This window comes from Pseudomonas japonica, assembly GCF_013522925.1.
In the GTDB taxonomy this organism is placed as follows: Bacteria; Pseudomonadota; Gammaproteobacteria; order Pseudomonadales; family Pseudomonadaceae; genus Aquipseudomonas; species Aquipseudomonas japonica_A.
The window spans coordinates 258817-285362 of the sequence record NZ_JAAMQU010000003.1 but is presented as its reverse complement, the minus strand read 5'-3'; the positions used below and the strand labels follow the sequence as shown (position 1 = coordinate 285362).

The 26546-nt window shown below is 62.4% G+C and carries 23 protein-coding genes; 12 read left to right on the top strand and 11 right to left on the bottom strand.

The genetic code is table 11. The features are described 5' to 3' along the window. Positions 1 to 36 precede the first annotated feature (36 nt). Both G7016_RS06465 and G7016_RS06460 read left to right on the top strand, forming a co-directional pair. The gene (locus G7016_RS06465) at positions 37 to 429 is read left to right on the top strand and encodes a YidH family protein (RefSeq protein WP_181112017.1); all 393 of its coding nucleotides are present in this window, start codon (positions 37 to 39) and stop codon (positions 427 to 429) included. Further along, complete coding sequence (locus tag G7016_RS06460) at positions 426 to 752, top strand: DUF202 domain-containing protein (protein ID WP_181112016.1); 327 nt, start codon at positions 426 to 428, stop codon at positions 750 to 752. The genes G7016_RS06465 and G7016_RS06460 overlap by 4 nt, the downstream gene beginning before the upstream one ends. Here G7016_RS06460 and G7016_RS06455 read toward each other — a convergent pair. Genes G7016_RS06455 through G7016_RS06445 form a run of 3 tightly spaced genes read right to left on the bottom strand, consistent with a single transcriptional unit; the run spans position 749 to position 4409 of the window. Continuing rightward, positions 749 to 2554: a monovalent cation:proton antiporter-2 (CPA2) family protein gene (locus G7016_RS06455; protein ID WP_181112015.1), complete on the bottom strand. Its 1806-nt coding sequence runs from the start codon at positions 2552 to 2554 to the stop codon at positions 749 to 751. The genes G7016_RS06460 and G7016_RS06455 overlap by 4 nt on opposite strands. A gap of 27 nt (positions 2555 to 2581) precedes the next feature. Continuing rightward, positions 2582 to 2950: a response regulator gene (locus G7016_RS06450; RefSeq protein WP_181112014.1), complete on the bottom strand. Its 369-nt coding sequence runs from the start codon at positions 2948 to 2950 to the stop codon at positions 2582 to 2584. Between the two features lie 19 nt (positions 2951 to 2969). Then, complete coding sequence (locus G7016_RS06445) at positions 2970 to 4409, bottom strand: ATPase domain-containing protein (RefSeq protein WP_181112013.1); 1440 nt, start codon at positions 4407 to 4409, stop codon at positions 2970 to 2972. Between the two features lie 193 nt (positions 4410 to 4602). Between G7016_RS06445 and G7016_RS06440 the strand changes: the two genes are divergently transcribed. Together G7016_RS06440 and G7016_RS06435 are read left to right on the top strand one after the other, a co-directional pair. After that, positions 4603 to 5478 carry a bifunctional transcriptional activator/DNA repair enzyme AdaA gene (locus G7016_RS06440; protein WP_258195087.1) on the top strand — a complete coding sequence of 292 codons (876 nt, stop codon included), beginning with the start codon at positions 4603 to 4605 and terminating at the stop codon, positions 5476 to 5478. Positions 5479 to 5527: 49 nt separating this feature from the next. After that, a complete protein-coding gene (locus G7016_RS06435; RefSeq protein WP_181112011.1) occupies positions 5528 to 6877 on the top strand; it encodes a cation:proton antiporter in 1350 nt (449 codons plus the stop codon). Here the strand turns inward: G7016_RS06435 and G7016_RS06430 are convergent. The 7 genes from G7016_RS06430 to G7016_RS06400 form a co-directional block, all read right to left on the bottom strand. Further along, positions 6874 to 7509, bottom strand: coding sequence for an HAD family hydrolase (locus G7016_RS06430; protein ID WP_181112010.1), 636 nt, complete (start codon positions 7507 to 7509; stop codon positions 6874 to 6876). The genes G7016_RS06435 and G7016_RS06430 overlap by 4 nt on opposite strands. A gap of 81 nt (positions 7510 to 7590) precedes the next feature. Then, positions 7591 to 10668 (bottom strand): error-prone DNA polymerase, encoded by a 3078-nt coding sequence (locus tag G7016_RS06425; RefSeq protein ID WP_181112009.1) that lies wholly within the window; start codon positions 10666 to 10668, stop codon positions 7591 to 7593. Then, positions 10665 to 12080, bottom strand: coding sequence for a Y-family DNA polymerase (locus tag G7016_RS06420; protein WP_181112008.1), 1416 nt, complete (start codon positions 12078 to 12080; stop codon positions 10665 to 10667). Before G7016_RS06420 ends, G7016_RS06425 begins: the two co-directional genes overlap by 4 nt. A gap of 7 nt (positions 12081 to 12087) precedes the next feature. Beyond that, complete coding sequence (gene imuA, locus G7016_RS06415) at positions 12088 to 12717, bottom strand: translesion DNA synthesis-associated protein ImuA (protein WP_181112007.1); 630 nt, start codon at positions 12715 to 12717, stop codon at positions 12088 to 12090. Continuing rightward, positions 12714 to 13334: a transcriptional repressor LexA gene (lexA, locus tag G7016_RS06410; protein WP_181112006.1), complete on the bottom strand. Its 621-nt coding sequence runs from the start codon at positions 13332 to 13334 to the stop codon at positions 12714 to 12716. The genes imuA and lexA overlap by 4 nt, the downstream gene beginning before the upstream one ends. A 15-nt stretch (positions 13335 to 13349) precedes the next feature. Next, a complete protein-coding gene (locus G7016_RS06405) occupies positions 13350 to 14804 on the bottom strand; it encodes a hypothetical protein (protein WP_181112005.1) in 1455 nt (484 codons plus the stop codon). A 181-nt stretch (positions 14805 to 14985) separates the two neighbouring features. After that, on the bottom strand, positions 14986 to 16008 hold the full coding sequence (locus G7016_RS06400) for a zinc-dependent alcohol dehydrogenase family protein (RefSeq protein WP_181112004.1): 1023 nt from the start codon (positions 16006 to 16008) through the stop codon (positions 14986 to 14988). Between the two features lie 203 nt (positions 16009 to 16211). Between G7016_RS06400 and G7016_RS06395 the strand changes: the two genes are divergently transcribed. The 4 genes from G7016_RS06395 (at position 16212) to G7016_RS06380 (ending at position 20619) form a co-directional block, all read left to right on the top strand. Further along, positions 16212 to 17126 carry a LysR family transcriptional regulator gene (locus tag G7016_RS06395; protein ID WP_258195086.1) on the top strand — a complete coding sequence of 305 codons (915 nt, stop codon included), beginning with the start codon at positions 16212 to 16214 and terminating at the stop codon, positions 17124 to 17126. Between the two features lie 381 nt (positions 17127 to 17507). After that, positions 17508 to 18320, top strand: a complete 813-nt coding sequence (locus G7016_RS06390) for an endonuclease/exonuclease/phosphatase family protein (RefSeq protein WP_181112003.1) — start codon at positions 17508 to 17510, stop codon at positions 18318 to 18320. Continuing rightward, positions 18317 to 19552, top strand: a complete 1236-nt coding sequence (clsB, locus tag G7016_RS06385; protein ID WP_181112002.1) for a cardiolipin synthase ClsB — start codon at positions 18317 to 18319, stop codon at positions 19550 to 19552. The genes G7016_RS06390 and clsB overlap by 4 nt, the downstream gene beginning before the upstream one ends. Before the next feature lie 89 nt (positions 19553 to 19641). Further along, positions 19642 to 20619: a lysylphosphatidylglycerol synthase domain-containing protein gene (locus G7016_RS06380; protein ID WP_258195101.1), complete on the top strand. Its 978-nt coding sequence runs from the start codon at positions 19642 to 19644 to the stop codon at positions 20617 to 20619. Here the strand turns inward: G7016_RS06380 and G7016_RS06375 are convergent. Continuing rightward, positions 20601 to 22613, bottom strand: coding sequence for a hybrid sensor histidine kinase/response regulator (locus G7016_RS06375; protein ID WP_181112000.1), 2013 nt, complete (start codon positions 22611 to 22613; stop codon positions 20601 to 20603). The genes G7016_RS06380 and G7016_RS06375 overlap by 19 nt on opposite strands. 248 nt (positions 22614 to 22861) lie before the next feature. On the opposite strand from G7016_RS06375, the gene G7016_RS06370 reads away from it, so the two are divergent. The 4 genes from G7016_RS06370 (at position 22862) to rarD (ending at position 26525) form a co-directional block, all read left to right on the top strand. Next, positions 22862 to 23659: a CSS-motif domain-containing protein gene (locus G7016_RS06370; protein WP_181111999.1), complete on the top strand. Its 798-nt coding sequence runs from the start codon at positions 22862 to 22864 to the stop codon at positions 23657 to 23659. After that, positions 23656 to 23904 carry a hypothetical protein gene (locus tag G7016_RS06365; RefSeq protein WP_181111998.1) on the top strand — a complete coding sequence of 83 codons (249 nt, stop codon included), beginning with the start codon at positions 23656 to 23658 and terminating at the stop codon, positions 23902 to 23904. The genes G7016_RS06370 and G7016_RS06365 overlap by 4 nt, the downstream gene beginning before the upstream one ends. 122 nt (positions 23905 to 24026) lie before the next feature. Next, a complete protein-coding gene (locus G7016_RS06360) occupies positions 24027 to 25601 on the top strand; it encodes an EAL domain-containing protein (protein ID WP_181111997.1) in 1575 nt (524 codons plus the stop codon). A 42-nt stretch (positions 25602 to 25643) separates the two neighbouring features. Further along, the gene (gene rarD / locus G7016_RS06355) at positions 25644 to 26525 is read left to right on the top strand and encodes an EamA family transporter RarD (protein WP_181111996.1); all 882 of its coding nucleotides are present in this window, start codon (positions 25644 to 25646) and stop codon (positions 26523 to 26525) included. Positions 26526 to 26546: the final 21 nt, after the last annotated feature.

The window sequence follows — 26546 nt, the reverse complement described above, 5'->3', positions numbered from 1 at the left end:
CCGGCGTTATCGCCTACCCGTCCACGGGATCGACCCATGACATCACCGTCTTCCACCCCGCCTCGCACGCCAATGCGGGACAAGCTGCTCGGCGGCGGAATCGAGCCCGATCCTCGGTTCACCCTGGCCAACGAGCGTACCTTCCTGGCCTGGATACGCACCTCACTGGCACTGATGGCTGGAGGGATCGCCGTGGAGGCTTTCACCGGTGACGTGTTCGCGCCGGACGCGCGCAAAGTGCTGGCGGTGCTGCTGCTGACCTTGGGGTTGATCCTGAGCGCCACTGCTGGCGTTCGCTGGTTGAACGTGGAACGCGCCATGCGCCATGGCCGTGCCCTGCCGCTACCTCTGCTGGTCCCCTTGCTGTCGTTCGGCGGCGCGCTGGCGACGGCCGTGCTGTTGGTATTCATTGCCCTGCGCCCGGCATGAACCTCACCCGCGCTCATTCCGATGCCGGCCTGCAGCCTGAACGTACGTGGATGGCCTGGCGGCGCACCCTGTTGTCGTTGGTGGCCGCCAGCCTGCTATGCCTGCGTTGGGTACCACAGCATGGCCGCTTCGCGTTCGTGCTAGTGGCGCTGGCCTTGCTGGCCGCACTGGCGATCGGGCTGGGCCAGCAACGCCGCTACCGCCAGAGCATTGCCGCGATCAACGATGGCCGCGCGGCACCGCCAGTGCTTGAGGTGCTTGCCCTGGCGGTTGCCTGCGTGGCATTGGGCGCGCTCGGGCTCTACGGCGTGCTGATGTTCTAGCCCGGCTCGTTCGCTTCGCGCTGGGCATCGGCCTCGAACAGCCGTTCCAGCTCTGCCCGGGCTTCCTGATTGCTCTGGATCACCTTGGCGGCATCGTCGTATACGAGGTGTTGCTCGCGCAGCACCACCTGGTCGTGGTGCTGGAACCGGCGTATGCGGGTCTGCGCCTGTGCTTCGGTCAAGCCCAGCCCGATCAACGTGCGCCGGGTCATCTCAAGGCTCGAATAGAAGGTTTCACGCACGGAGTCCGCGCCCAGGTCGGTGAGCTTGTGAACGTGCTGGCGGTTGCGTGCGCGCGCAATGATCTTGAGGTGCGGGTACAGCCGCTTTACCAGCTCGGCGGTTTTGATGTTGGTGTCGGGATCGTTGGTGGCAATCACGAAATACTCAGCCTGGTCCACCTTGGCCGCGCGCAGGATTTCAGCCCGCAAAGGGTCACCATAGAACACTGGCAATCCCGAGAAGCTACGCGACAGTTCGATACTCTCTACCGAAGTATCGAGGGCCACAAAGGGGATTTTCTGGGCGCGCAAAATACGCGCAACGATCTGCCCCATACGGCCCATGCCAGCGATGACCACACGTGGCGCATCCGCGTCGATGTTTCGATACGCCTCCGGTACCGGCTCCGGGCGTTCCTTGCGGGCCAACAGGCGGCCTGCGCCTAGCAGCAACAGGGGCGTGACGGCCATGGACAAGGTAATGGCAAGCACCAGCAGGTCGTACAGGCGTGCGTCGAACAAACCGTTGTCGCGACCCAGCTTGAACACCACGAAAGCAAACTCACCGCCCGTGGCTAGTACCAGCCCCAGCCGCAACGCGGAACCAGGCTGCAGGCCACCGGCATGCTTACCCAGCAGCGCCAGCAAGGGCAGCTTGAGCCCAAGCAGCAACAGGGTGAGCCCGATCACGGTCACCGGCTCGGCCAGCAACAGGCCCAGGTTGGCCCCCATGCCCACGCTGATGAAGAACAGCCCCAGCAGCAGGCCCTTGAAGGGCTCGATCTGCGCTTCCAGTTCGTGCCGGTATTCCGAATCCGCCAGCAGCAGCCCTGCCAGGAACGCCCCCAGCGCCATGGATACGCCAACCTGATCCATCAACCAGGCGGTACCGATCACTACCAGCAATGCCGTGGCGGTAGACACTTCCTGTATGCCAGTCTTGGCGACCGCGCGAAATACAGGCCGCAGAAGGTAGCGCCCGCCCACCACTACCAAGGCGATACTGCCCAATACCTGCAGGCCATGCTCCAGGCTTGGTGGCGGCCGCTCGGCGGAGCCACCGGCGAGCAACGGTACCAATGCGATCAATGGAATGGCGGCAATGTCCTGGAACAACAGAATCGCGAACGCCAGGCGCCCGTGAGGGCTATGCAGTTCGTGCCGCTCGGCCAGGCTTTGCAAGCCAAATGCCGTGGACGACAACGCCAGGCCCAGGCCCAGGATCACCGCGCTGTTGAAGGGCTGTGAGAACAGGTACATGGCAACCGCGCCAATCACGCAGCCGGTCAGCGCCACCTGCGCCAGGCCGATGCCGAACACCGCTTTGCGCATCACCCACAGGCGCTTGGGCGACAGCTCCAGGCCGATGATGAACAGCAACAGCACCACGCCCAGTTCGGAAAGGTGGTTCAGGCTTTGGCTGTTGCCCACCAGCCCGAGCACCGCCGGGCCGATGGCAACACCGGCCAGCAGATAGCCGAGTACGGCACCCAGTTGAAGCCTTTTAGCCAGGGGAACCGCCAGAACGGCGGCGAGAAGAAATACAACAGCGGCGCCTAACAGATTGCCGTCATGCGGCATGCGAAACCTCTTTCATTACGGTATTGATTACTCTACAGGCCGCCCGACGAACTCGACGACTTCACGGATGACCTGTTCGATATCGAAGGGTTTGTCGAACACCACTGCGAACAGATCCGGGCTTGCCCGGCCGATGCTGCCTTGGGCGCCGCTCATGAGAAACAGCGGCAGGCTGGCAAACAGCGGGCGCTTGCGCACTTCGCGAGCGAATTCCAGGCCATCCATCACCGGCATCATGAAGTCGGTGATCACCAGGCTCGGCCGCTCGCGATCCAGCACCTCGAGGGCTTTTCGACCATTGCCGGCCTTGACGACCATGTACCCCTCGTCCTCGAGGGCGAACCCGAGGATATCGGCGATCAAATACTCGTCGTCGACTATAAGGATGGTCGTCATTTCAATTTGACTCGATCACTCAGTGGCTTGTGGACGAGGCGCTGCCCGTCAGCACTGCCTCGGCATGTTTGAACGCTTTTTTGAAATCCAGCCCCTTCGCGTCGATCACGACTTCCAGCAATGTCGGGTCGTAAATGCTGTCTCTGACTTTAAGAATGGTCATCATTCGTTTAAGTTCAGACGCGTATTCCACGAACCTCATGACCAGGATGTTGTCCACGACGCTGGACATGTCCGGCATCGGCGAGTTGATTTCCGGGCCAATCAGCCCTTGCATCTCGCAAGTCACGAGGATGGTCACGCCGCGCGCCCGCAGCTCACCGGTGAGGGCACTGAAGAAGTCGCTCAGCCGGGCGGGGTTGGTGGTCACCCGGGTCATGCCACCCAGGCTGTCGATCAATACGCGCTTGATGCCGTATGTTTCAACCTGTTCGAGCAGCCGCGCACCGAGGCCGTCGAGCAACCCTTCCGTGGTGGGCTGCCAGCTCACGTGCAGCGCGCCACTGCGCTGCATGCGCGGGAAGTCGATGCCCAATGCTGCGGCCTTCAGGGCCAGGCGTTGGGGTGTTTCATAGAAGCCGAAATGCAGCGCGGGCTCCTCGGGGGTGGCCTGAGCCAGGAACTGGATACCCAACGACGTTTTGCCTACGCCGGCAGGCCCCAGAGCCAGGGTAGCCGAGGCCCGCGCGAGGCCACCACCGATGATTTCATCCAGGCTTTTCACGCCGCAGCTCACCAGGGTGCTATCGGCAGGATCCTGGCGTGAAGGGTGGCTGTAGAGGCTTTCAAGCCGCGGGTATACCACCAGGCCTTCGTCGTTGATTTCGCAATCGTGCAGGCCGGACAACGCACCGCTGCCGCGCGTTTTGCGCAGCTGGATGCGGCGTACCGAGCGAGAGCCGATCAGCTCTTCGCCCATCTCGATCACGCCATCGACCATGGTGTGTTCGGGGCTGCCGTCATCGAGCCGGGCGCTGGTGAGGAACAGCACCGTGCAACCCGCAAAAGCGGCGTGGCCCTGGAGTTCGGCGATGAATTTTTTGGTGTCCAGCTGGGACTCGGCCTTGGTACGCGCGTTGAGCAAGCCATCGACCACCAGCACGGTTGCCTTCTGACGGCCTATTTCGCGGCGTAGCAACTTGACCACTTCCTCCAGGCCTTCGCTCTGCAACGTATCGAACGCGCTCACGAACTGGATCTGCTCGCCAATGCGCGAGGGGTCGAAGAACTTCAAGGTGGACAGGTACTGGAACAGCCGCTCATGCGATTCGGACAACAAGGTTGCCACCAGCACCTTGCCCCCGTTGCGGGCATGGTTGAAGCTCAGCTGGTTGGCCAGGATGGTCTTGCCCGACCCTGGCCGCCCCTGAACGATGTAGGAGGCACCCGCTACCAGCCCCCCCTTAAGCAGGGCGTCCAGGCCTGCTATTCCAGTCGCTAGGCGTTTTAGCTGTTCCAAGTTCAAACCTGCCTGTATATGAGGTACACGGTGCCGACCGGACGGAAGGCGCGCCCCGCCGGTGTAAGATGATGAATTCTATACTGAGCCGGGCGGGAACACACTTTAATACCGCACGTCACAAGAAACGGAGTGTATGGCTTTGCCCTTCCGGGCGATATTAGGCCTGTACCCGCCAGCCAGAGCCCTCAGCATGAGCACCGATACCCTCCCCTCTGCCCTCCGGCAACGTCACATTGCCCTGGTTACCGAAGCCTGCCGACGCATCGATGCCAGCGAGCAAGCGCCCCTGCTGAACGACCTGGCAGAACAGGCCGGGCTCAGCCCGGGCCATTTCCAGCGGGTGTTCAAGGCCGTCACCGGCTTATCCCCGAAGGCCTACGCCCAGGCAGCCCAGGCGCGCAGGGCCCAGGCACAGCTCGACAGCGCGGGTAATGTCACTCAGGCCATCTACGCAGCGGGTTTCAATTCCAACGGGCGCTTTTACGAAAGCGCTCCGGCGCGGCTAGGCATGACCCCTAGTGCGTGGCGCAATGGGGGCACCGGAACCGATATTCACTTCGCAGTAGGGCAATGCAGCCTGGGCGCGATACTGGTGGCCCAAAGCCCCCGGGGGCTGTGCGCCATTCTGTTGGGGGATGACCCGCAGGCACTGCTCGAGCAGTTCCAGGACCGTTTTCCGCAGGCACGGCTTATTGGCGCGGACGAAGCCTTCGAGGCCGTGGTGGCTCAGGTGGTAGGCCTGGTGGAAGCACCGGGGCTGGGGCTGGACCTGCCGCTGGACTTGCGCGGCACGGTGTTCCAGGAGCGTGTGTGGCGAGCACTTCAGGACATCCCCATTGGCGAGACCGTGAGCTATGCGGAGCTGGCGCGGCGCATTGGCGCACCCACGGCGGTACGCGCGGTGGCCAGGGCTTGCGCGGCCAACAGCCTGGCCGTGGCCATTCCCTGTCACCGGGTGGTTCGCAGCGACGGCGGTTTATCGGGCTACCGGTGGGGTGTGGAGCGCAAGCAGGCCTTGCTTGAGCTGGAAACGAACGGGCTGGTTTCCAGAATCCGTTCCAACTAACAGCGCAACACGCAGTCACAAAACTACATACCGTTTCGATTGAGACCTGATGAGTTTTATCACTGCGATCACCATTCTCGGCGCGGTCCTGCTGTTGCTGGCCCTCGCGTCCGCCTACCTGCGCTGGCTGCCTGTTACCACGTCTGCCGTTTGCCTGTTGGTCGGCCTGGCCATCGGCCCGGTCGGGCTGGGGGTCGTCAGCCTGGATATTCGTGAATCTACCCCCTGGCTGGAACGGCTTACTGAAGCGGCGGTGCTGTTCTCCCTGTTCGGTACCGGGATCAAGCTGCGCCTTTCGTTTGGCCGCAGTGCGTGGCGCTGCGCCTACCTGTTGGCGGGGCCGGTCATGGTGGCCTCTATCATCGGCGTGGCGGTGCTTATCCATTACGTCCTGAACCTGGACTGGGGCGTGTCGCTGCTGGTCGGCGCAATGCTCGCCCCCACGGATCCGGTGCTGGCCAACATGGTGCAGGTCAATAGCGCGCAGGATTTCGACCGTGTGCGTTTTGGCCTCTCCGGTGAGGCCGGGCTCAACGACGGCACGGCCTTCCCCTTTGTATTGTTTGGCCTGCTGCTGATCGGGCACGGCGGATTCGAAGGCGAATGGCTCACCCGGTGGGTACTCAAGGACGTGATCTGGGGCGTAAGCGCGGGTTTGCTGATCGGCTACGGCCTGGGCAGGCTGATCGGGCAATTGATGATCTTCCTCAGGGTGCGCCATCAGGACAGCACCTTGTCGCCCAACGACTTTCTGGCCCTTGCGCTGATCGCGCTGGCGTATTCGGCCGCGTGGTACGTAGGTGCATTCGGTTTTCTGGCGGTGTTCGCCGCCGGGCTGGGGCTGCGCCAGGCCGAGGCACATTCCACCAATTCCGAAGTGCCGGCTGAGCAGCTGACGCATCCCGTGATTGGCCACCATCAGTTGCCGGTGGAACACGCGGTGGCCAAGCCCATAGATAGCCTGGCACCGCCTCAACTGGCCGCCGGGGTGATGATGGGCGATATCATGGCCTTTGGCAGTTTGGTGGAAAGGTCAATGGAGGTGCTGCTGATCACGCTGCTTGGTGCGCTGCTATGGGACTATTGGGACTGGCGTGGCGTGGGGATTGGCCTGGTATTGTTCTGCGTCATCCGGCCGCTGGCCGTGTGGTGGCTGGGGGGTGGCCGCACCCTCCTCAGCCGCCATCAACGTGTGCTGCTGGGCTGGTTCGGCATACGCGGCATCGGTTCGATCTACTACCTGTGCTTCGCCCTCCAGCACGGGCTGGCCGATGAAGTGGCCAGAACCTGCACCAGCCTGACACTCACCGTGGTGGCCTTGAGCATCGTCGTGCATGGTGTGAGCACCCAGCCCCTGCTGGATCACTATGAGCGTCGCAACAACCAGTCGGTGGACTAAACCAGTAAACGCGCGACATCGTCGTAGGTTGGCGCCAGGTGGAACCGCGGCTCGCCGACGTAGGCACTGAAATCCTCTTCGCCATACCCGGCCACCCAGGTACCCGCAGCCAACCCGGCCTCCACCCCGGCATGGCTGTCTTCCACCAGCAGGCAGCGCTCGGGTGCAAGCTCCAATGTCTCAGCGGCGGCCAGTATCAAGCCCGGCGCTGGTTTCCAGGCGTTCACCTCATAAGCGCTGACAATCCGGCCTTCGAAATAGTCGAGCAGCCCGGCACTGCCCAGGCAGGTCTCGATCTTGTTGCGCGGGCCATTGGACGCCACGCAACGCGGCAGGTGAAGCTGGCGCACGAACGCCAACGCGCCGGGCATGGGCTGCATGCCTTGCGCGAACCTTGCCAGGCTGACCTCGCGGAACGTTGCCATGAACGGTTCGGCCTCAAGCCAGGGGTACGCTTGGACCAGACGCGCCGTGAAGACCTTGAACTGCACACCACGAAAGCGCGCCAACACCTCTTCCTGGGGCAAATGGATGTCTCGCTCCACGAGCATTTCCCACAACAGGCCTGCGGCGATGCGCTCGCTGTCCACAAGGGTGCCGTCCGAATCGAAAATCACACCATCAATATTCACGCGCTGGGCTCTCCTTCATTGGCCAGTGAGCTATGACAACGGTACGGCGTCGGTGTTGCGAAGCGGGCCCACCGCCCCGCTTCAATGGAAGTCCCGGCTGCGAACATCCAGCCCGGTGAGCAGAGGCGTCATGTCCAGCAAGTTACGCGCAATAAGATGGCACACCTCACCCTGGCGCTCGAACCGGCCTTGCACCTGTAGCAACCGGGCGCCGACCAGAGCCTTGCGCTGCCGTTCGGCAAGATCGCGCCACACGATCACATTGACCATGCCGAATTCATCCTCAAGGGTAACGAACGTGACACCACTGGCCGTGCCGGGGCGTTGTCGGCTGGTGACAAGCCCGGTCACGTTGACCGCGCGGCCATGGGCCACAGTAGCAAGGTCTCGGGAACTGCGGCAGCGCCATTTGGCCAATGCACCGCGCAGCATGGCCAGGGGGTGGCTGCCCAAGGTAGTACCGATGGAGGCATAGTCGGCCAGCAAGTCTTCGCCCGCAGTAGGCACCGGAAGGCAAACGTCCGCATCAGGTACAGGTTCGACCCCTTCGAACAGGGGCAATTGCCGCTCTACGCTGGCCACTTCCCAGCGGGCGCGGTGACGGTTCCCGACCAGGCCACGCAAGGCGCCTGCATCGGCCAGCAGCTCGCGCGCGCGGTTGTCCAGCCCTGCCCGTAATGCCAGGTCCTGCACGCTGGGGAATGGCGCTGCCTCGCGGGTTTCACTCACGCGCTGCGCGGCCTGCCGGGCAAGCCCGCGAATCATCCGCAAGCCCATGCGAATGGCCGGCTGCCCTTCTGCGCAAGGCTCGAGCGTGCAATCCCAGTCGCTGTAGCGCACATCTACCGGCCGCACCTCGATGCCATGGCGCCGGGCATCCTGCAACACCTGATCCGGGCTGTAGAAGCCCATGGGCCAGCTGTTGACCAAGGCGCAGGCGAACGCTGCGGGTTCGTGGCATTTCAGCCAACTGCTGGCATAGGTGAGCAAGGCAAAACTGGCGGCGTGGGATTCAGGAAACCCGTAGCTGCCAAAGCCCTTGATCTGCTCGAAGATACGTTGGGCAAAAGCTTCGCTATAGCCATTGCGCAACATGCCTTCACGCAGGCGCTGCTGGTGCGGGTCCAGCCCGCCGTGGCGCTTCCAGGCCGCCATTGAGCGGCGCAACTGGTCAGCCTCGCCCGGGGTGTAATCGGCCGCAAGAATAGCCAGCTGCATCACCTGTTCCTGAAACAGCGGCACGCCCAACGTGCGCTTGAACACCGCTTCGAATTCTGGCGACGGGTAGGTGACCTCTTCTTCGTGATTACGGCGGCGCAGGTACGGGTGCACCATGTCACCCTGTATGGGGCCGGGGCGCACGATCGCCACCTCGATCACCAGGTCGTAGAAATTGCGCGGCTTGAGGCGGGGCAACATTGCCATCTGCGCCCGGGATTCTATCTGGAACACCCCTACCGTATCGGCCTTGCCGATCATGTCGTAGGTTGCCGCGCAATCGGCGGGCACCGAGGCCAGGGTGAGGTGGCGGCCGCGGTAGTGCTTTACCAGGTCGAAGCAGCGACGGATCGCGGTCAGCATGCCCAGGGCAAGGATATCGACCTTCAACAGGCCAACCATGTCCAGGTCGTCTTTGTCCCATTGAATGACGGTGCGGTCATCCATGGCGGCGTTTTCCACCGGCACCAGGGTTTGCAACGGGTGCTCGGAAATCACGAAACCGCCAGGGTGCTGAGACAGGTGGCGAGGGAAGCCTATCAGCTCGCCGGTGAGGGTGAGCACCCGGCGCAGCACCGGGCTGGCAGGGTCGAAACCGGCTTCGGCGAGCCGCTCTGGCGATGGCAGTGCGTCGCTGAAGCGCCCTACGCAACTGGCCAGCGCATTCACTTGGTCCGGGGGCAACCCAAGGGCCTTGGCCACATCCCGCACGGCCCCCGCAGCCCTGTAGGTGCTGGCGATGGCCGTGAGCGCGGCCCGATGGCGGCCATACCGGTTGAACACGTATTGGATGACTTCTTCACGCCGCTCATGCTCGAAATCCACGTCGATGTCTGGCGGTTCGTTGCGCTCGCGTGAGATGAAGCGTTCGAACAACATGCTGGTATGGGCCGGGTCGATCGCGGTAATGCCTAGCGCAAAGCATACGGCAGAGTTCGCGGCTGACCCCCGCCCCTGGCACAGGATGCCTTGGCGCCTGGCGAAGTCGACGATGTCATGCACGGTCAGGAAATAGGATTCATAGGCAAGGTCGGCGATGATCTCCAGCTCCCGCTCCAGCATGGTTCGCACCAGCGCCGGGATACCCTCTGGCCAGCGCTCGGTCGCGCCGCGCTCGGTCAGGGTACGCAGCCATGCCGTGGGGGTTTGGCCAGCGGGCACCACTTCATGGGGGTACTGGTAGCGCAGCTGGCCGAGGTCGAAGCGGCATCGCTCGGCGATGTGCACGGTTTCGGCCAGCAAGGCTGGTGGATACAGCTCGGCGAGCTGCGCCAGGCTGCGTAAATGACGCTCGCCATTGGGAAACAGCCACTGGCCCGCTTCGGCGACGCTGACATGATGACGCACGGCGGTAAGGGTATCCTGCAGCGCCCGCCGCCCGCGAGCATGCATGTGCACATCGCCGCTGGCCACGCAACGGATGCCCAGCTTGGCGGCCAAGGCCTGCAGATGCGCCAGGCGCTGGGTGTCATCGGCACTGCGGTGCAATTCCACCGCCAGCCACAAGCGATCGCCGAACAGCTGTTGCAGCCACTGGCCGTGCTCGATCTTCAACTCAGGCGAAGGCAGCCACAGGGCCAATAGCCCGGACAGGTCCACCTCTTGATAATCACTGGCCAGGGAACGGTAACTGCCCTTCTCGGCCCGCCGCCGCGCCAAAGTGATCAAGTGGCACAACGCTTGATACCCGCCCAGATCGCTTACCAGTACGACCAGCCGCGCACCGTTGTCCACCTGGATCTCGCTGCCCACCAGCAAGGGCACCGAGCATTCCCGGGCCGCCTGCCATGCCCGAACAATGCCGGCCAAGGTGCATTCATCAGTAATAGCCAGCGCGCGGTAGCCATGCCGGCGGGCGCGAGTGAACAGCTCCAGGGCGGTAGAGGCGCCCCGCTGAAAGCTGAAACTGGACAGGCAGTGCAGCTCGGCATACGCAGTCATCCGAACCACCCCTGCAACCACCAGCTGTCATCGCTCACAGCCTTGTAGGCCCACGCTTGCCGCCCCGAGGCCAGGCGCAAGCGGAAGTAGTCGCGACGCACATCGCCACCGTCCCACCATCCGCTTTCAATCCGTTCCGGGCCGGAAAGCGATTGCCAGCGCCCGTCGGGAAGTGGCTCCGGGCTGGGCAACAACCAGCCAGGCCGCAAGGGCGCAGGGCCAGCGTTCAGCACAAGCCCAGGGGTGTCCTCCAGTGCCCAGGCACGCTCGGGGCGATGGTCGGCCAGGTAACGAAGGCAGGCCACGGCGTCGTCACCCAGGCGGGCGCGCAGGCGTTCACGCAGCTGTTCCCAGCCCTGCCCGGCGGCCAGCCTCGCCTCGAACAACCCATGTGACACCGGGGCATACGCCGGCAGCTCTCGGGCCACCAGGCGCACATTGCGTACCGGCCGGGTAACCTGCACCGGCTCCAGGCGGCCACGGGTGAGCTCGAACAGCAGGTTGGGGTCCCGTTCCGCCGTGAGCAGCCCTACCGGAACCTGGGTATCCGCGCCCTCGGCGTGTTCAAGGTGAACCACAAAACGCTGCACCCCGCCATCACGGCTGGCCAGAAACACGCCCAGGTCGCTGATCAGTCGCCGTAATGGAAACAGCAAGGCCTCGGTGGATTCCACATCGAAATTGAGCTCTATACGGCAGTCGAAACCTTCTGGTAACGCGAAGAACTCCATCGCCTGAGGCCGTAGCCCCTGCAACAGATCCAGCTGCATGAGCAATTGGGCCGGGAACCGTCGTGCCAACGCTGCGCGCTCAAGCCGCAGCAATTGGCCAACCTTGCGCAGCCCCATGCGCATGAGCGCCGTTGCCTGCTCTTTGGCCAGGCCAATCCGGTCTACAGGCATTTGGGCCAATAGGGCCTGCAGCTGGGTAGGGGACGTGACCGCAAGGCCATCGTGAACATTGGCAAGCATTCGCGCGGCCACGGGGTTGGTAGCCAGCACGATACGGTGCGCGAACCCCATGGCACGCAGTTCACTGCGCAACCTTGCCTCGAATGCCGGCCATGGCCCGAACAACCCCATGCCTGAGGCGACCTCCAGCAACAGTGCGCGAGGAAAATGCAGGCTTACCTGCGAGCTGTAGCGATAGCCCCAGGCGGCGAGCAATTGCTGGGCCTGGCTTACCTGGCTGAGGTCGTAGTCCACCAGATGAAAATCACGGCTCAGCGCATGCGCCGCGCTCAAGCTTTGCCCAGGGCGCAGGCCAAGCGCCCGGGCCGAGGGGTTGACCGCGCGCAGCACGCGGCGTTGGGAAGGGCCACTGACCAACGCCAGAGGCGCCAGCGGGTCGGGTTGATGGCGCAACACCACGTCCAGCGCCAACTGGGGAAACAGGATACAGGCCCAGAGCATGGCGACCTCAGGCGTTGGCCAACCAAGGGATAGGGCGAGCCGGCGGCAAACCACCGCGGCATTTGAGAATGGTCCAGCCAGCAGGCTCCGGGGCGATCGCCAGGCGAAGCGCGGCCGGTGACGGATTGGCCGCCGCCTGGCTGCCGCGCAATATGAACCCCAGCGCCTGGCCTGCCTCGGCGGCTACCTGCAGCCGACGCAAGGCGCGATCATCGACCTGCCCCGCCCAGCACATGACTGCCGCGCAGCTACCGGAGCGCAGGCATTGTTCAGCTGCCCACAACGCTTCCTTGCCTTCAGCCCGCACCAGAGTCAGCCAGCCCAGGTCTACCCCGGCGGCCAGCCAGGCCTGGGGGTTGGGTATGAAAGGCGGCGCGACCAATACCACGCGCTCGGCGGCCTGTGTAAGGCGGGCCAGGGTTGGCCACAGTAATTGCAATTCGCCGCAACCGGTGAACGGGATAAGGATTTCGCTCAAGGCCCCGGGCGGCCAGCCGCCTGAGGGCAAGGCCTGATCCAGCTGGGCATGCCCTGTGGGTTGGGCGGGCGTTGTGGGCTGTTCGCCTTGGGTATTGCTGCCTTTCCAGACACGGCGCGTGCCCAGCAGGCCATCGAGGCTTACAACCGCCGCGCTCATCGCCGCACCAACCCGCAGAAGATACCTTCGATCACCAGATCGCGATCGGGGGCTACTTCAATTGGCGTATAGGCAGGGTTGCGGGGCAACAACCTCACACCTTCAAGGCTGTGTTCGAAGCGCTTGATGGTGACCTCGCCATCCAGCCTGGCGACCACGATCTGCCCGTTGCGAGCCTCCTGCAGCCGCTGCACACCCACCAGGTCTCCGTCCAGAATGCCGTCTTCAAGCATCGAATCGCCCTGCACTTCCAGCAGGTAATCCGGCACGCGCGAGAACAGCCGCACGTCCAAAGCCAGGTGGTCATGCACACCCACATCCGGATCGATCGGTAACCCCGCCGCGACACGCCCCATCAAGGGTACCTGGACAAGTTCGGCACGGCCGGCCTGCGCTACCAGCCGGATACCGCGCGCCTGATGGGCCTGGACCTCGATATGCCCGGCCTCGGCCAGCGCCACAATGTGCTTGCGGGCAACGCTACGCGAGGCAAAGCCAAAGGCCTCGCTTATCTCGGCGAGGCTGGGTGATTGACCGTGCAAAGTGATGCGCTCACGAATGAAGGCAAGGACGGCGCGGCGACGTGGGGAAAGAATGTTTGTTTTCATGGAGTACATTTGTACTCCAGCGGGTTATCCGTGACCAGCCCCTTTTGTCGATTGCCCCTGCCGCCCTGAGCCAAGGCCGTGTGTAGTTCGCCCCGCCAGCGGGGCGGCATGGCAACTGCAGGGGCCAGGCAGCACTGCGCCCGGGCGGCCATGCTGCCCACTTCCCTTGGCAACGCTTGCATAAAGTTGACGTAACATCGGCAGTGGCAAACCGGATACCCGCTGCAGCCACCCTACAGCCTCGGCGGAGCCGATCTGGCCTTCGAGGGCCTGGCGTAGCTGACTTTCACGATGCAGCTTATCGGGGTGGCAGCATTCCAGAAATGCTTTCAAACCTGCACCCCGGCCAACGAACGGCTTGAAGATCAAACAGCACAGCTGCTCTTCGTTCATGCCATAACGCTCTTCCGTATGCAGCTGCAGGCGATACGCCTGGCTGTCGATGGCACGCTCACCCAGGCAAGCGGCACGCAACCCTGCCATTTTGCGTACAGGCACCCCTTCCTTGCGCAAACGATCGAATCGGGGCCGTAACCACTCCACAAGCCCTGAAGCGGCATCCTCGCCTTTGAGGTATTTGGCCGCCAAGGCAGACAGATAAGCCCCAAGCAGGTAATCCCTGCAGTCCAGTGCATCGCGTCGCAGGGAAAAAGGGTCGAGCTGCATGCCAAGGCACTGCGTCGCCTGTTCCCAGCGCACCTTCGGGCTGGTGGAAAGAAACGCCTGCACGTTGAAGGGGGCGGCCACGGCCTGTTCCGGGGGCTGGCGTGGCGAAGCACCTTCCAGCAGCCCAGCCACCCTGTGCAACCAGGCTGGCACCGGGTGGCGCTCACCAGGGCCAAGGCCCCCTGCCTTGCGCAACAAGCGCCGGGCTCGAGCGTATTGACGCAACAGGCTGGCGAGCGGCTGGGCCATTACCAGCACGCTGGACCGCTGACTACCCTCAAGCGCCAGCAGCAGCAAACGAGCAGTGCCGATGAGGCAGTGCTTGCGTTCGAGACCAATGCCGGCCGGGCCCGCATGGACCGAACCCAGCAAGGCCTTTGCATTACCTACGTGCGCCACACGGCCCGGTTCGGTGCGATCGTAGGGGTGCAAGGCCGTGCCATCTACTGCCAGTACTTCGACCCGTTCATCTTCATGCAGGAAAAGTGCGGCGCAGGCGCGCTGTACGTTGCCGTGGTCGACGGTACTCATACCCGGGTGCAAGGGCACGGCCACGCGCAACCGGAACGTTTGCCCCTGCGCCTCGGCCAACAGCAACTGGGCCCCGCGCAGCAGCGCCATTGTGAGCAAGCCATCCCGATCACCCGAGCACATCACCACCAGGCGAGCCTGCTCCAACTGGGGGAAGCGGCGACCCAACCATTCGGCCAGCCGCAGCATTGCCTGCCGTTGTGCCTCGCCATGGGCATTGACAAGGCGCTGCAACACTTGGCGATAGATGCTGGCCAGGGCTTGTTGGTGTATTTCGCTCATGAGTCCTCCGCAGGCGACCCGCTTTCTTGGTAGCGGATTCAGCGCGCCGAAGGATAGCCATACCGGCCCGCCCGGGCAGCGGGTCGAACCGGAAGATTACTGAAGGAAAAATCTCAAGAGACTGTAGGAGAAGCCGACACTCGGCAGTGGGCTGCAATGGCAGCCCGGCAGGAGTCACGCATTACGCGGATGTTATTTCCAACACAGCCCGGCCACTGCACGGGCAGTCGTCCATATAGCGGTGGGCCTCCACTACCTGCTCGAACGCGAACACCCGAGTTGGCTGAGGTGTAAGCACGCGATCAGCAGTGAGCTGGTTGATCTGTACAAGGGCCTGGCGCACTGCTTCAGCATCCTGAGGGATCCCCAGCTCCGGCTTACCGGTGAAATTACCCAGGCAATGCACATGGAACTGAATGTTCTTCTGGAACGCCGCACACGCCGGGAACGGGGTCTGGTTCCCGCCTTGCAAGCCATAAAGCACCAGCGTACCGCGCGGTGCCAATACATCGCCGAGCAGAGACATTTGCGGCCCGCCCAGCCCGTCGAACACCATATTGACGCCTTTGCCATCGGTGTACTTGTTGATCTGCATGAGCAGGTCCTGGTCATCGGTGACGATCACCTTATGCGCACCCAGCGCCAGCAATGCTTCGCGCTGCGTTTCATTGCGGGTGGCCGCGATGACATTCACACCCAGCGCCTTGCCCAGTTGCACGAACGCCGGGCCCGAGCAATGGCTGGCATCAGTGATGAGCGCGGTCTGGCCAGGCTGGGCATGGGCCAGCTTCACGTAAGCGAACCAGGCGACCAGCAAGGGCGTGTAGTGAACGGCCGCCTGCGTCGGCGTCAGCAGGTCCGGGTATCGGGTGAGTGCTGCCGCGGGCATGACCACCTGCTCACCGCACGCCGGATAGTCGTTGGCGCTGGTGGCGGGGAAGCTTGCCACGCGATCGCCTGGCTTGAACTCGGTCACGCCGGTGCCGACGGCACTGACTACCCCGGCCATTTCATGGCCAATGCCAGCTGGCAGGCGTGCCTGGGAGGGGGCCAGATTCTGCCGCCAAAGCACGTCAAACCACGATATGCCAATGGCAGCGACCTGTACCTGCACCTCGCCCGGCCCTGGTAGCCGAGGCTCGAGCGCTTCGCACTTGAGCACGTCGGCGGGGCCAAACTTGTGAAAACGGATTGTGCGGGACATCGCTAACCTCGTCTGATCACTTCTATTACCACGTAGGTTATCCGGGCTTTGCCCACATCACCACCGAGGGAAATTGATAGTCAACATGCCTAATATTGATCCTCGATTCAATCTCTATAGCGGCGATTTAATATTTGACGTACACCACGGCAATCATTCCCCGTACTATCTCCAGCGCCCCGACCTCTGCCTGAGCGATCCAGATGAATCGTAACGACCTTCGCCGCGTCGACCTCAATTTACTGATTGTCTTTGAAACCCTGATGCATGAACGCAGCGTAACCCGCGCCGCGGAGAAGCTTTTTCTCGGCCAGCCGGCCATCAGCGCTGCCCTCTCGCGCCTGCGCAGCCTCTTCGATGACCCCTTGTTCGTGCGTACCGGCCGCAGCATGGAGCCCACGGCGCGCGCCACCGAAATCTTCGGGCTGCTGTCCCCAGCCCTGGATTCGATCTCCACGGCAGTAAGCCGCGCCGCCGAGTTTGATCCGGCCACCAGCACGGCAGTGTTCCGGGTGGGCTTATCCGATGACGTTGAATTTGCATTGCTGCCGCAACTGCTCAAGCGCTTGCGGGCAGAAGCACCGGGCATCGTGCTGGTAGTGCGGCGGGTCAATTACATTCTGATGCCGGCGTTGCTTGCTTCCGGGGAAATCTCGGTGGGCGTGAGCTACACCAACGAGCTGCCCGCCAATGCCAAGCGCAAGGTATTGCGCCGAAGCAAGCCACGCCTGCTGAGGGCCGACACCATGCCGGGGCCGATCAGCCTGGATGATTTCTGTGACCGGCCCCATGCACTGGTGTCCTATGCGGGCGACCTCAGCGGCTTCATCGACACCACCCTGGAAAAGCTGGGGCGCAAGCGCCATGTGGTGCTCGCCGTGCCTCAGTTCAATGGGTTGGGTACCTTATTGGCCGGTACGGATATTGTGGCCACCGTGCCGGACTACACCGCCGATGCGCTCACCGCAGCGGGCGGGCTGCGCGCCGAGGAACTGCCTATGGAAATGGAAACCTTCGAGCTTCATATGGCCTGGCGTGGGTCGCAGGACAACGACCCCAGCGAGCGCTGGCTACGCTCGCGGTTGCAGATGTTCTTTGGGGATCCGGATAGCCTGTGAACGGGCTTGAATAGTCACGTCTGACGGACAGCATCCAGCTGGGGCTGGCATGACTTCAGCGAAGTAGAACACCGTTTTACCTGATGCGGCACTGAATAGTTTCTCTGCATCCTTTCCTCGTCAGGCTTACTAAAGCTTAAATCCAACATAAGCGACCTTAAGCTCAGAAATGGCAGTTAAATCACGATATATGGCATTTAAAAAGGAGAGTCGTTTGCCTGACTACGCCTGCTCGGCACCTGGCTACCGGAGCCACGCCTTTCCACCTTTGCTCCTGGAACGCCAGCGCCGCGCCCTACCTCCCGCCCCGCGCTGAACCATCCATCCCCCTGAAAGTCCGACTATGAGGACTTTTCAACCAGGATTTGGGGAGCTTGGCCGATGGCGACACAGGATTTCCGGCCGCTGGATGAGCAGGTCACGGCTGCGGACGTGCTTCCACAGGAAGCCCCGCCGGTGCATGCGCTGCACATCCTTACCGTGAACATGCACAAGGGTTTCAGCCCACTGAATCGCCGCTTCGTACTGCCCGAGCTGCGCGAAGCGGTGCGCGCGACCTCTGCCGACGTGGTGTTTCTCCAGGAGGTACTGGGCGTGCACCGGCGGCATGGCGAGCGCTACGATAACTGGAGCGATGTACCGCAATACGAATTCCTGGCCGACAGCATGTGGCCTGTGTTCGCCTATGGGCGTAATGCGGTGTACCCGGACGGCGACCATGGCAATGCGCTCCTGTCCAAATTCCCCATCCTCCATTACCAGAACCACGACGTGAGCGTCGCCGGCCAGGAAGAGCGCGGGCTGCTTCATTCTGTACTGGCCGTGCCGGGGCAACCGCCGGTGCACACCATTTGCGTTCACCTGGGCCTGCGCGAGCAACAGCGTCAGGAACAGCTCCGCTTGCTGTGTCGATTACTCGAGGGCCTGCCGGAAAACGAGCCCGTGATCGTCGCTGGTGATTTCAATGACTGGCGTCAACAGGCCAGCAAGCTGTTGGCTGGCTGCGGCTTGCGTGAGGCCTTTGCTGAGGCCCATGGCTCGCCGGCGCGCAGTTTCCCGGCGCGGCTGCCGTTATTGCGCCTGGACCGCATTTACCTGCGTAACGCCACAGCGCATGCGCCGCTGGCATTGTCTCGCAAACCCTGGTCGCATTTGTCTGACCATGTGCCCCTGGCTGTGGAGGTACGCCTGTGACCGAGCAATGGCGGAGCAACAACCAGATACAGCTGCTGATCAACGGGGAAGAATTCTATCCAAGCGTATTCCAGGCCATCGCCCAAGCCCGAGAGGAAGTGTTGATCGAAACCTTCATCCTGCGTGACGACAAGGTGGGGCTGGAGCTGCAACAGGTGCTCACCGAGGCAGCCGCCCGTGGAGTGCGAATCGAGGTGCTGGTGGACGGCTATGGCAGCGCGGACCTGTCGCCTTCTACCCTGAGCGCCCTTTCGGAAGCCGGCGTGCGGGTGCTGGCGTTTGACCCGAGCAAGCCCATGCTGGGCATGCGAACCAACCTGTTCCGTCGGCTTCACCGCAAGATTGTGGTCGTCGATGGAGAGATCGGTTTCGTTGGCGGTATCAATTTCTGCGCGGATCACCTGGGCGACTTCGGCCCCATGGCCAAGCAGGACTACGCCGTGCAAGTACGTGGGCCAATTGTTGCCGACCTGCACAAGGCCTCGCTGGCCCTGATGGACGAAACCAGCCGTATCACCCGGCGCCACAAGCCTTGGTTGACCGAACGGGTGCCGTTGGAACCCGACAGTGCTCACGCAAAAATGCTGCTGAGCATCCGCGACAACAACAACCACACCGACGATATCGAAACCCACTACCTCAACGCCATCAAAGCCGCCCGTGAGCGAATCGTCATCGCCAATGCATATTTCTTCCCGGGCTACCGTGTGCTTCGCGAGCTGCGCAATGCGGCCCGTCGCGGGGTAGAAGTGACGCTTATTCTTCAGGGCATGCCTGATATGCCGCTGGTACGGCTGTGCTCAAGGCTGCTGTACAACTACCTCCTGCGCGATGGGGTGGTGATTCGCGAGTACACCACTCGCCCACTGCATGGCAAGGTGGCCTTGGTCGACCACCACTGGTCAACGGTCGGCTCCAGCAATCTCGACCCGCTCAGCCTGTCACTCAACCTGGAAGCCAACCTGGTGATTGATGACACCGCATTCAACGAGCGCCTTTACACCCACCTGGCGCAGCTCGCCAAAGAAGAATCCAAGAGCATTACCTTGCAACGGGTGCTGCGCGGTTACTGGTGGCGCGCGCCTTTGATCTTCCTCAGTTTTCACTTCCTGCGCCATTTCCCTGCCTGGATCGGCCTGCTGCCTGCACACTCCCCCCGGCTCAAACCCTGGACAACCGTAAATGAAACGGCGCCGGGCGATACCCCACTGAACGCGGAGAAAAGCGCATGAACCCCTCCGTAGATCCCGCAGCCACTCCTGAGGTACGGGATGGCCAGCCTAAACGTCGCTCCAAGGTATGGTTATGGACCAAGCGCCTGATGACCTGGAGCTGCTTCATCCTGGTGCCTGTGCTGTTGTTCATGCTTGTACGTAATCTTGATTGGCAGGAAGTCGTGCATGCGCTCAAGTCTTACAAGCTGAGCACGCTGTTGCTCGGTGGCGCATTGGCCTTGGTGAGCTACATGGTATTCAGCAGCTACGACCTGCTTTCCCGACGTTATACCGGCCACCGCTTGCCCACGACCAAGGTATTGCCCCTGGCCTTCGTGTGCTACGCCTTCAACCTCAACCTCAGCTCCTGGGTCGGAGGCATTGCCCTGCGCTACAGGCTATACGGCAAGCTGGGCCTGAGCGTCGCGACCATTACGAAGATACTTAGCCTGGGCCTGATCATTAATTGGCTTGGCTACCTGCTACTGGGCGGTGTGGTCTTCGCAATGGGGCTGCCGGCGCTTCCGGACAGCGTGAAAATAGGGTCTACCGGGCTGCGCCTGATCGGCGTTGCAATGGTCGCGGCTGGCGTTGCTTACCTGCTGGCTTGCCGGTTCGCCAAACGGCGCACGTGGACGATACGCAAGCAGGAGGTCACGCTGCCGTCCTTCCGCTTCGCAGCGCTCCAGGCCGCTACCGGTGCACTGAACTGGTCGTTGATGGGGGCGCTGATTTTTACCCTGCTGCCAGAAAAGGTTGACTACCTCACCGTGCTGGCCATCCTGCTGATCAGCAGCATTGCCGGAGTGATTACCCACATACCCGCCGGGCTGGGAGTACTGGAAACCATCTTCATTTCCCTGCTGCAGGGGCAGTATTCAAAGGGTGCGCTTCTGGCTGCGCTGATTGCCTACCGGGCGTTGTATTTTCTGGTACCGCTGGCAATCGCCTGCCTGGTGTATCTGGTGCTGGAGCGCAAGACCCGCCGCGGCGGAACGCCCGAACCTGCGGACAACGATGAACAGCCCGGCAAGGAAACCGCCGCTGCGCCAGACAAAGGCAAGGGTTATTCCGCAGCGGGTTGACGGAGCATCTGCGCAACCCGCCGGGCAAAATCGTTAAGCACAAAGGGCTTGGTGATGATCTCCATGCCCGACCGGAGCAGCGCGGGCCCCAGGGCGGACTGTTCTGCGTACCCCGTAATGAAAAGCACCGGAAGGTGAGGTTTTATGGCGCGGGCCGCTTCGGCGACCTGACGCCCATTCAGCCCGCCAGGCAGGCCAATGTCGGTGATCATCAAGGCCACCTGCGGCGTGCGGCCCAATGCGGCAAGGCCACCGGCACCGTCTTCGGCGCACACTACGTGATACCCCAACCCCTCCAGCGTTTCGCTTACCAGATCACGAATGGCCGCTTCGTCATCAATGAGCAGGATACATTCGCCTTTCGCAGTCGGCTGCGCCATCGCTACCGAAGGTTCCTCAGGTGCGGGTGCCAGTGCTTCGCTGTAGCGAGGTAGATAGATACTCACCCGGGTACCCTTGCCAGGATTGGAAGCGATACTCACGGTACCCCCTGACTGACGGGCAAAGCCATACACCATCGACAACCCCAGGCCGGTACCCTGCCCCAGGGGTTTGGTGGTGAAAAACGGATCGAACACCTTCGAAAGTACGTCTGCCGTCATGCCGTGGCCGGTGTCTGTGACGCTGATGGCCACGTAATCTCCGGGAGCCAATGCTTCCACACCCGCCGACGTGCTCACCTGTGCATGCGCAGTACACGCGAGCGTGAGTGTTCCACCCTCCGGCATGGCGTCGCGGGCATTGATGCACAGGTTGAGCAGCGCGCTTTCCAATTGGTTAGGGTCGGCCAGTACACACCAAGGCTCATGGCCGAATGCTTGCTCGCAGTGGATGTGAGGCCCCAATGTTTGCCGGATAAGGGCTTCCAAACCTTCTATCAACGCAGGCACGGCGACGGGGCGGGCATCCAGTGTTTGCCTGCGGGCAAACGCCAGCAACCGGTGGGTCAGCGTGGCCGCCCGGTCCGCAGCGCCCCGGGCTGCGGCGATATAGCGCCCGAGCTGATCCACACGCCCCTGCTCGATACGCCGGTCCATAAGCTCAAGGCTGCCGGAAATGGCGGTAAGCAGGTTATTGAAGTCATGAGCCAGCCCACCTGTCAGCTGGCCGACCGCTTCCATCTTCTGGCTGTGCCGCAGTAGCGTCTCGGTCTGCTCCAACGCGGCGGCACGCTCGCGCTCCACCGTGACGTCGCGCCCCACGGCATTGAAAAATCCGCCGCCCGGCACAGCCGCCCAGTTGATCCAGCGATAGCCGCCACGCTTGTGCCGCAAGCGGCAATCCATATCCCGCAAAGGATGGCCGGCAGCCAGGTCGCGTGCGGCCTGTTCACAAACCGCAACGTCTTCGGGATGAAGCAGCTCAAGCACATTCATGCCGAGCAGCTCCAGCTCCGGCCGGCCCAGTACTGTTTGCCATGCAGGGTTGGCGGCCGTGATCGTAAGGTCGCTTCGCGTCACCAGCATGATGTCCGTGGACAATTGCCAAAGGCGATTGCGGTCGGCGGTGCGCTCTGCAACCTCTCGCTCGAAGCGATGGGCCAGGCTTTTAAGCTCCCCCTCGGCCTGTACCGTTGCCGTGGTTTCGATGATGGTCGCCAATACCCCGAGCACGACACCGTGCCCATCGCGCAGGGGGCTGAAACAAAAGGTGTACCACGCGGGTTCCCGACGCCCGTTACGCTCGACGGGCAGGCAATGATTGAGCCCGTGGCAAGCTTCCCCGGCGAATGCCCGTTGCACTGCGGGGGCCAATCGTGCCCCGGCGTGCGGCCAGAGCCGCTCAAGCGTGCGTTCGACTACGGGGGCTCCGTGCCCCAGCAGGTCTGCGAACGCATCGTTATGGAAAATGTGCTGCTCCGCACCCCAGATGAGGCATTGGGGGAACCGGCAACCCAGGAGGTTGATCAGGCTGCACCGAACGACTTCAGGCCAGTGTTGCCACGGGCCCGGCTCACTACCCTGCCACGGATAATGCCGAATGCGATCACTCATGACCCCCTGTGAATATGGAAACGACAGCTGTTCTGTGTAGGGCATGACCGGCTCTGCGCGCGATAAACCCGGTCATTCTTGATCATCCCCGTACTGACCGCAACGGATAGGATCCTATCAAAAGCGTCTTTGCCCTCTTTCCTACACCGTAACGGTGCGCCCCCTACCCAACCAATCCCCCAGCGGTCCGTGGCCTGGGCCAATGCTGCGGCTAACCTGCCGCCGGGCTCATACCAACAGGATCATTTATGTCACGGACAGACAAACAACGCTCGGCCCTCGGCGCGGCACTTCTTTCGATAGGCGCCGCGGCCATCCCCCTCGTCGCCGGCGTCGGGTTGACGCTCAAGCTCTCGGATCACGCGCTTAATGAGGAAAATGTGCGTATCGGCCAGGCCGCTGTCGAGCACATGGACAAGATATTAAGCGCCGCCTCTGACACCGCCGACGTCTTATCGCCTATGGCCGGCAAACGTTGCCAGACCGTTTTGAGCGCAATGCGCCGGGCGGTAGCGCAAGCACCATGGGTACGGTCAGCCTCCTATGCACACAAGAATGTGCCCTATTGCAACACGGTTTCCGGAAGCTTGGGATCGGCCCGCGCGCCTGTGGCCGTGGCCGGTCCCTTCGACTACCAGACCCTTGAATTGCAGCGGCCGGACGCGATGTCCGAAGGCTTCGGCTCGTTACTTCTGATCAAGGGCAATGCCCAGTATTCGCTGACCGTGAGGATTGATAATCGGGTGATAACCGAACAGCTTGAACTGATCAGCGGCAGCGCCGACGTAGCGCTGCATGTTGCCGGCACCTATCTTTGGGACGATGGCTCGGTGCTGCGCGGTGAGCTTCGACAGAACCCTCGCTACCGTGTTCTGGTGCCCTCCACGCAGTTCAGCTATGCGATCCATAGCAGCCTGTCTGGCGAAGATGTCCTCAACCTCATCACGCGCAAGCTGCTACTGATACTCGGCCCGGTGATGATGCTCTCGATTTTCAGCGGCGGGCTTTGCCACTGGTTGATCAGCCGACCGGAGCGTCGCAAGTGACGTCTCTGGTTGAGGGTACACAAGCACATCACCGCAACCATGCGGCGCAGGCCGGGTCACAGTATCGAACCCATTACTCTTGGAGCGTGTTATTCATGAAGGCCCTATCGACCGCTGTCCTTGCTGCAAGCCTTGTATTACTGGCTGGCTGTTTCGACAGCAGTGAAAAAAACACGACACAGCAAAATACTGACAGCAGCCCGGCTTCCGTACAGATGCAACAAAAGGACGAACAGAAAAAGTGATCCAACCTCGGGACAGGGCTATGCTGCTGCCAGCCATCGAACCTCGACCCTGGCAATAGCGGCGCCGGGTTCAGGCTTGAAGGGCTGCCTCCCCGGCCCACTCTGACCCCAGGAGCGTTGCCATGTCCTTACCCGCCAACCCCCAGAGGGCTCGCCGATGGCCATGGGTGGTGATGGTTACCTTACTGCCGCTGGTCCTCGGCCTTCCCTTGTTGGCCTGGCAGGCGGAACGCAACCTGGCGGTACAATCGTCACGTGACGTTTCGCTTGCTCTCAAACGCCTCGAAGCAATCCTGGATAACGCTGCCGGTGCTGCCCGGGCCTTGGCCCCCCTGGCAGGAAAACCCTGCGCCGATGTTACCCTGGCGCTGCGAGAGCAGGTCACAGGCAACCCCTACGTTCGATCCACCAACCTTGTAGCCGAGAACCGGCTGTACTGCAGCTCGTTGTACGGCTCGTTCAGCGAGAGCTTTTCCCTTGATGGCTTCGCCGCCGGGCGGTTGCGCCTTTTCGAGGCAAACACTGTCACTCCCGGCCGCGCGCTGCTGGTTTACCGTCAAGCTGCCCAAACCGGCGCGGCACTGGCCACGGTAGACGGCCAGCACCTGGCCAATGCACTTACTGCCTCCGACGTCGACAACCAGATGCTGTTCCAGGTCGGCTCCGCCTGGATGACCGCCCAGGGGCAAGTATCTTTGGGCCCTGTGCCTCGTTTCGCTTCCGGCGAGGCGCGCGCCGCCTCCGCGCGCTATCCGTTCATGGTCCGGGGAGGCTACGCAGAGCCGGTTCCCTGGCACCGCATGTTGCAGCAATACCCGATGCTGGCGCTGCTGATGTTACTCGGCGGATGCGCTGGCGCCGTGTGTTACGTGCAACAACGGCGAGCCGGCTCGCAGCGCCAGGAGCTGACGAGGGCGCTCGCGGCGGGCGAATTCGTGCCTTTCTTCCAGCCGGTAGTGGCTGCGCAGAACGGGCAATGCACCGGCACGGAGGTATTGATGCGTTGGCGTCACCCCCGCGAAGGCCTGGTGCGCCCCGATCTGTTCATTCCTTATGCCGAAGCCTGCGGCCTTATCGTACCCATGACCCGAAGCCTCATGCGCCAGACCGCAACAGTGCTTGCGCCAATAGCGCACGGCGTTGCAGATGGCTTCCACGTGGGCATCAATATTGCCGCTGCCCATTGCGAGGATCCGCTGCTGGTCGAGGATTGCCGGCAATTTCTGGCAGCCTTTGCGCCGGGCCGGGTACAGCTGGTGCTGGAGATCACCGAACGTGAACTGGTGACGCCTACGCCTCAGACACTGGAGCTGTTCAGTACCTTGCGCGCCATGGGCGTGAAAATTGCGCTGGACGACTTCGGCACCGGCCATTGCAGCCTTTCCTACCTTCACCAATTCAAGGTCGACTACCTCAAGATCGACCAAAGCTTCGTTGCCATGATCGGCAGCCAGGCCTTTGGCAGGCATATTCTGGACAGCATCATCGAGCTGTGCGGCAAGCTTGAACTGGACATGGTGGCCGAAGGTGTCGAAACCCGCGAACAACACAATTACCTGACCAGCCATGGGGTCGCCTACCTGCAAGGGTATTACTTTGCGCGGCCGATGCCGGCTGATCTGTTCAACAGCCATGTGCAGGCCTGCCAGGAACGCGGCCTGGCGCTACCGCTGGCGCCGGCGGTCGAGCTAGGGTAACGTTCCGGCCCCGCCGCGCCCCCGCTGCTGATTGAGGTTCCCGTGTCCCGAGGCATCGCTGCATCCGTACTGGCATCGTCGCTGTTCGCCCTGCTTTATTACTACACATCGCTTTTGCAGCCACTGAGTGGCGAAGAGATTTTCGGTTGGCGGATGCTGCTCACCCTGCCCTGCGTCACATTATTCCTGTTGGCCACCGGAGACTGGCGGCTGGCTACGGGCGTGATACGGCGTATCACGGAAAAACCGCTACGCCTCGTGGGCTCCATGGTCACGGCAAGCCTCATGGGCGTGCAGTTGTGGCTGTTTCTGTGGGCGCCCCTGCATGGCCGCAGCCTGGAAGTGTCCATGGGCTATTTTCTACTGCCGTTGGCAATGGTGCTCACCGGCAAGCTGTTATGGGGCGAATCACTGTCGCGCGCGCAAACCCTGGCCGTTATCCTGGCGGCGCTCGGCGTGGGCCACGAGCTGTTCAGGCATGGCAGCTTCGCCTGGGAAACGCTGCTGGTCACACTGGGGTACCCGGTCTATTTCATCCTTCGTCGGCGTTTTCGTACCGACCATCTCGGCGGCCTGTGGACCGACATGCTGTTGATGATCCCGGCGGCCCTGTATTTCGTGATAACCGGCCCATTGTCGTCGGGCGAACTGGCCGCACACCCTGCACTATGGGCGTTGATACCGGGCCTGGGCATGATCAGCGCGCTGGCGCTGGTGAGCTACGTCATGGCCAGCCGCCAGCTCCCGTTCAGCCTGTTCGGGCTTCTTAGCTACGTGGAGCCTGTGCTGCTGGTGGCGGTTTCCCTGATGCTGGGCGAAACCATTTCCGCCGAGCAATGGCCTACCTACGCTGCAATCTGGGCGGCAGTGGGCGTACTGGTGCTTGAGGGGCTACGTCATCTGCTGAAGCGAGGTATCGGCTAGCCACGCGGATATTTCCCAGGC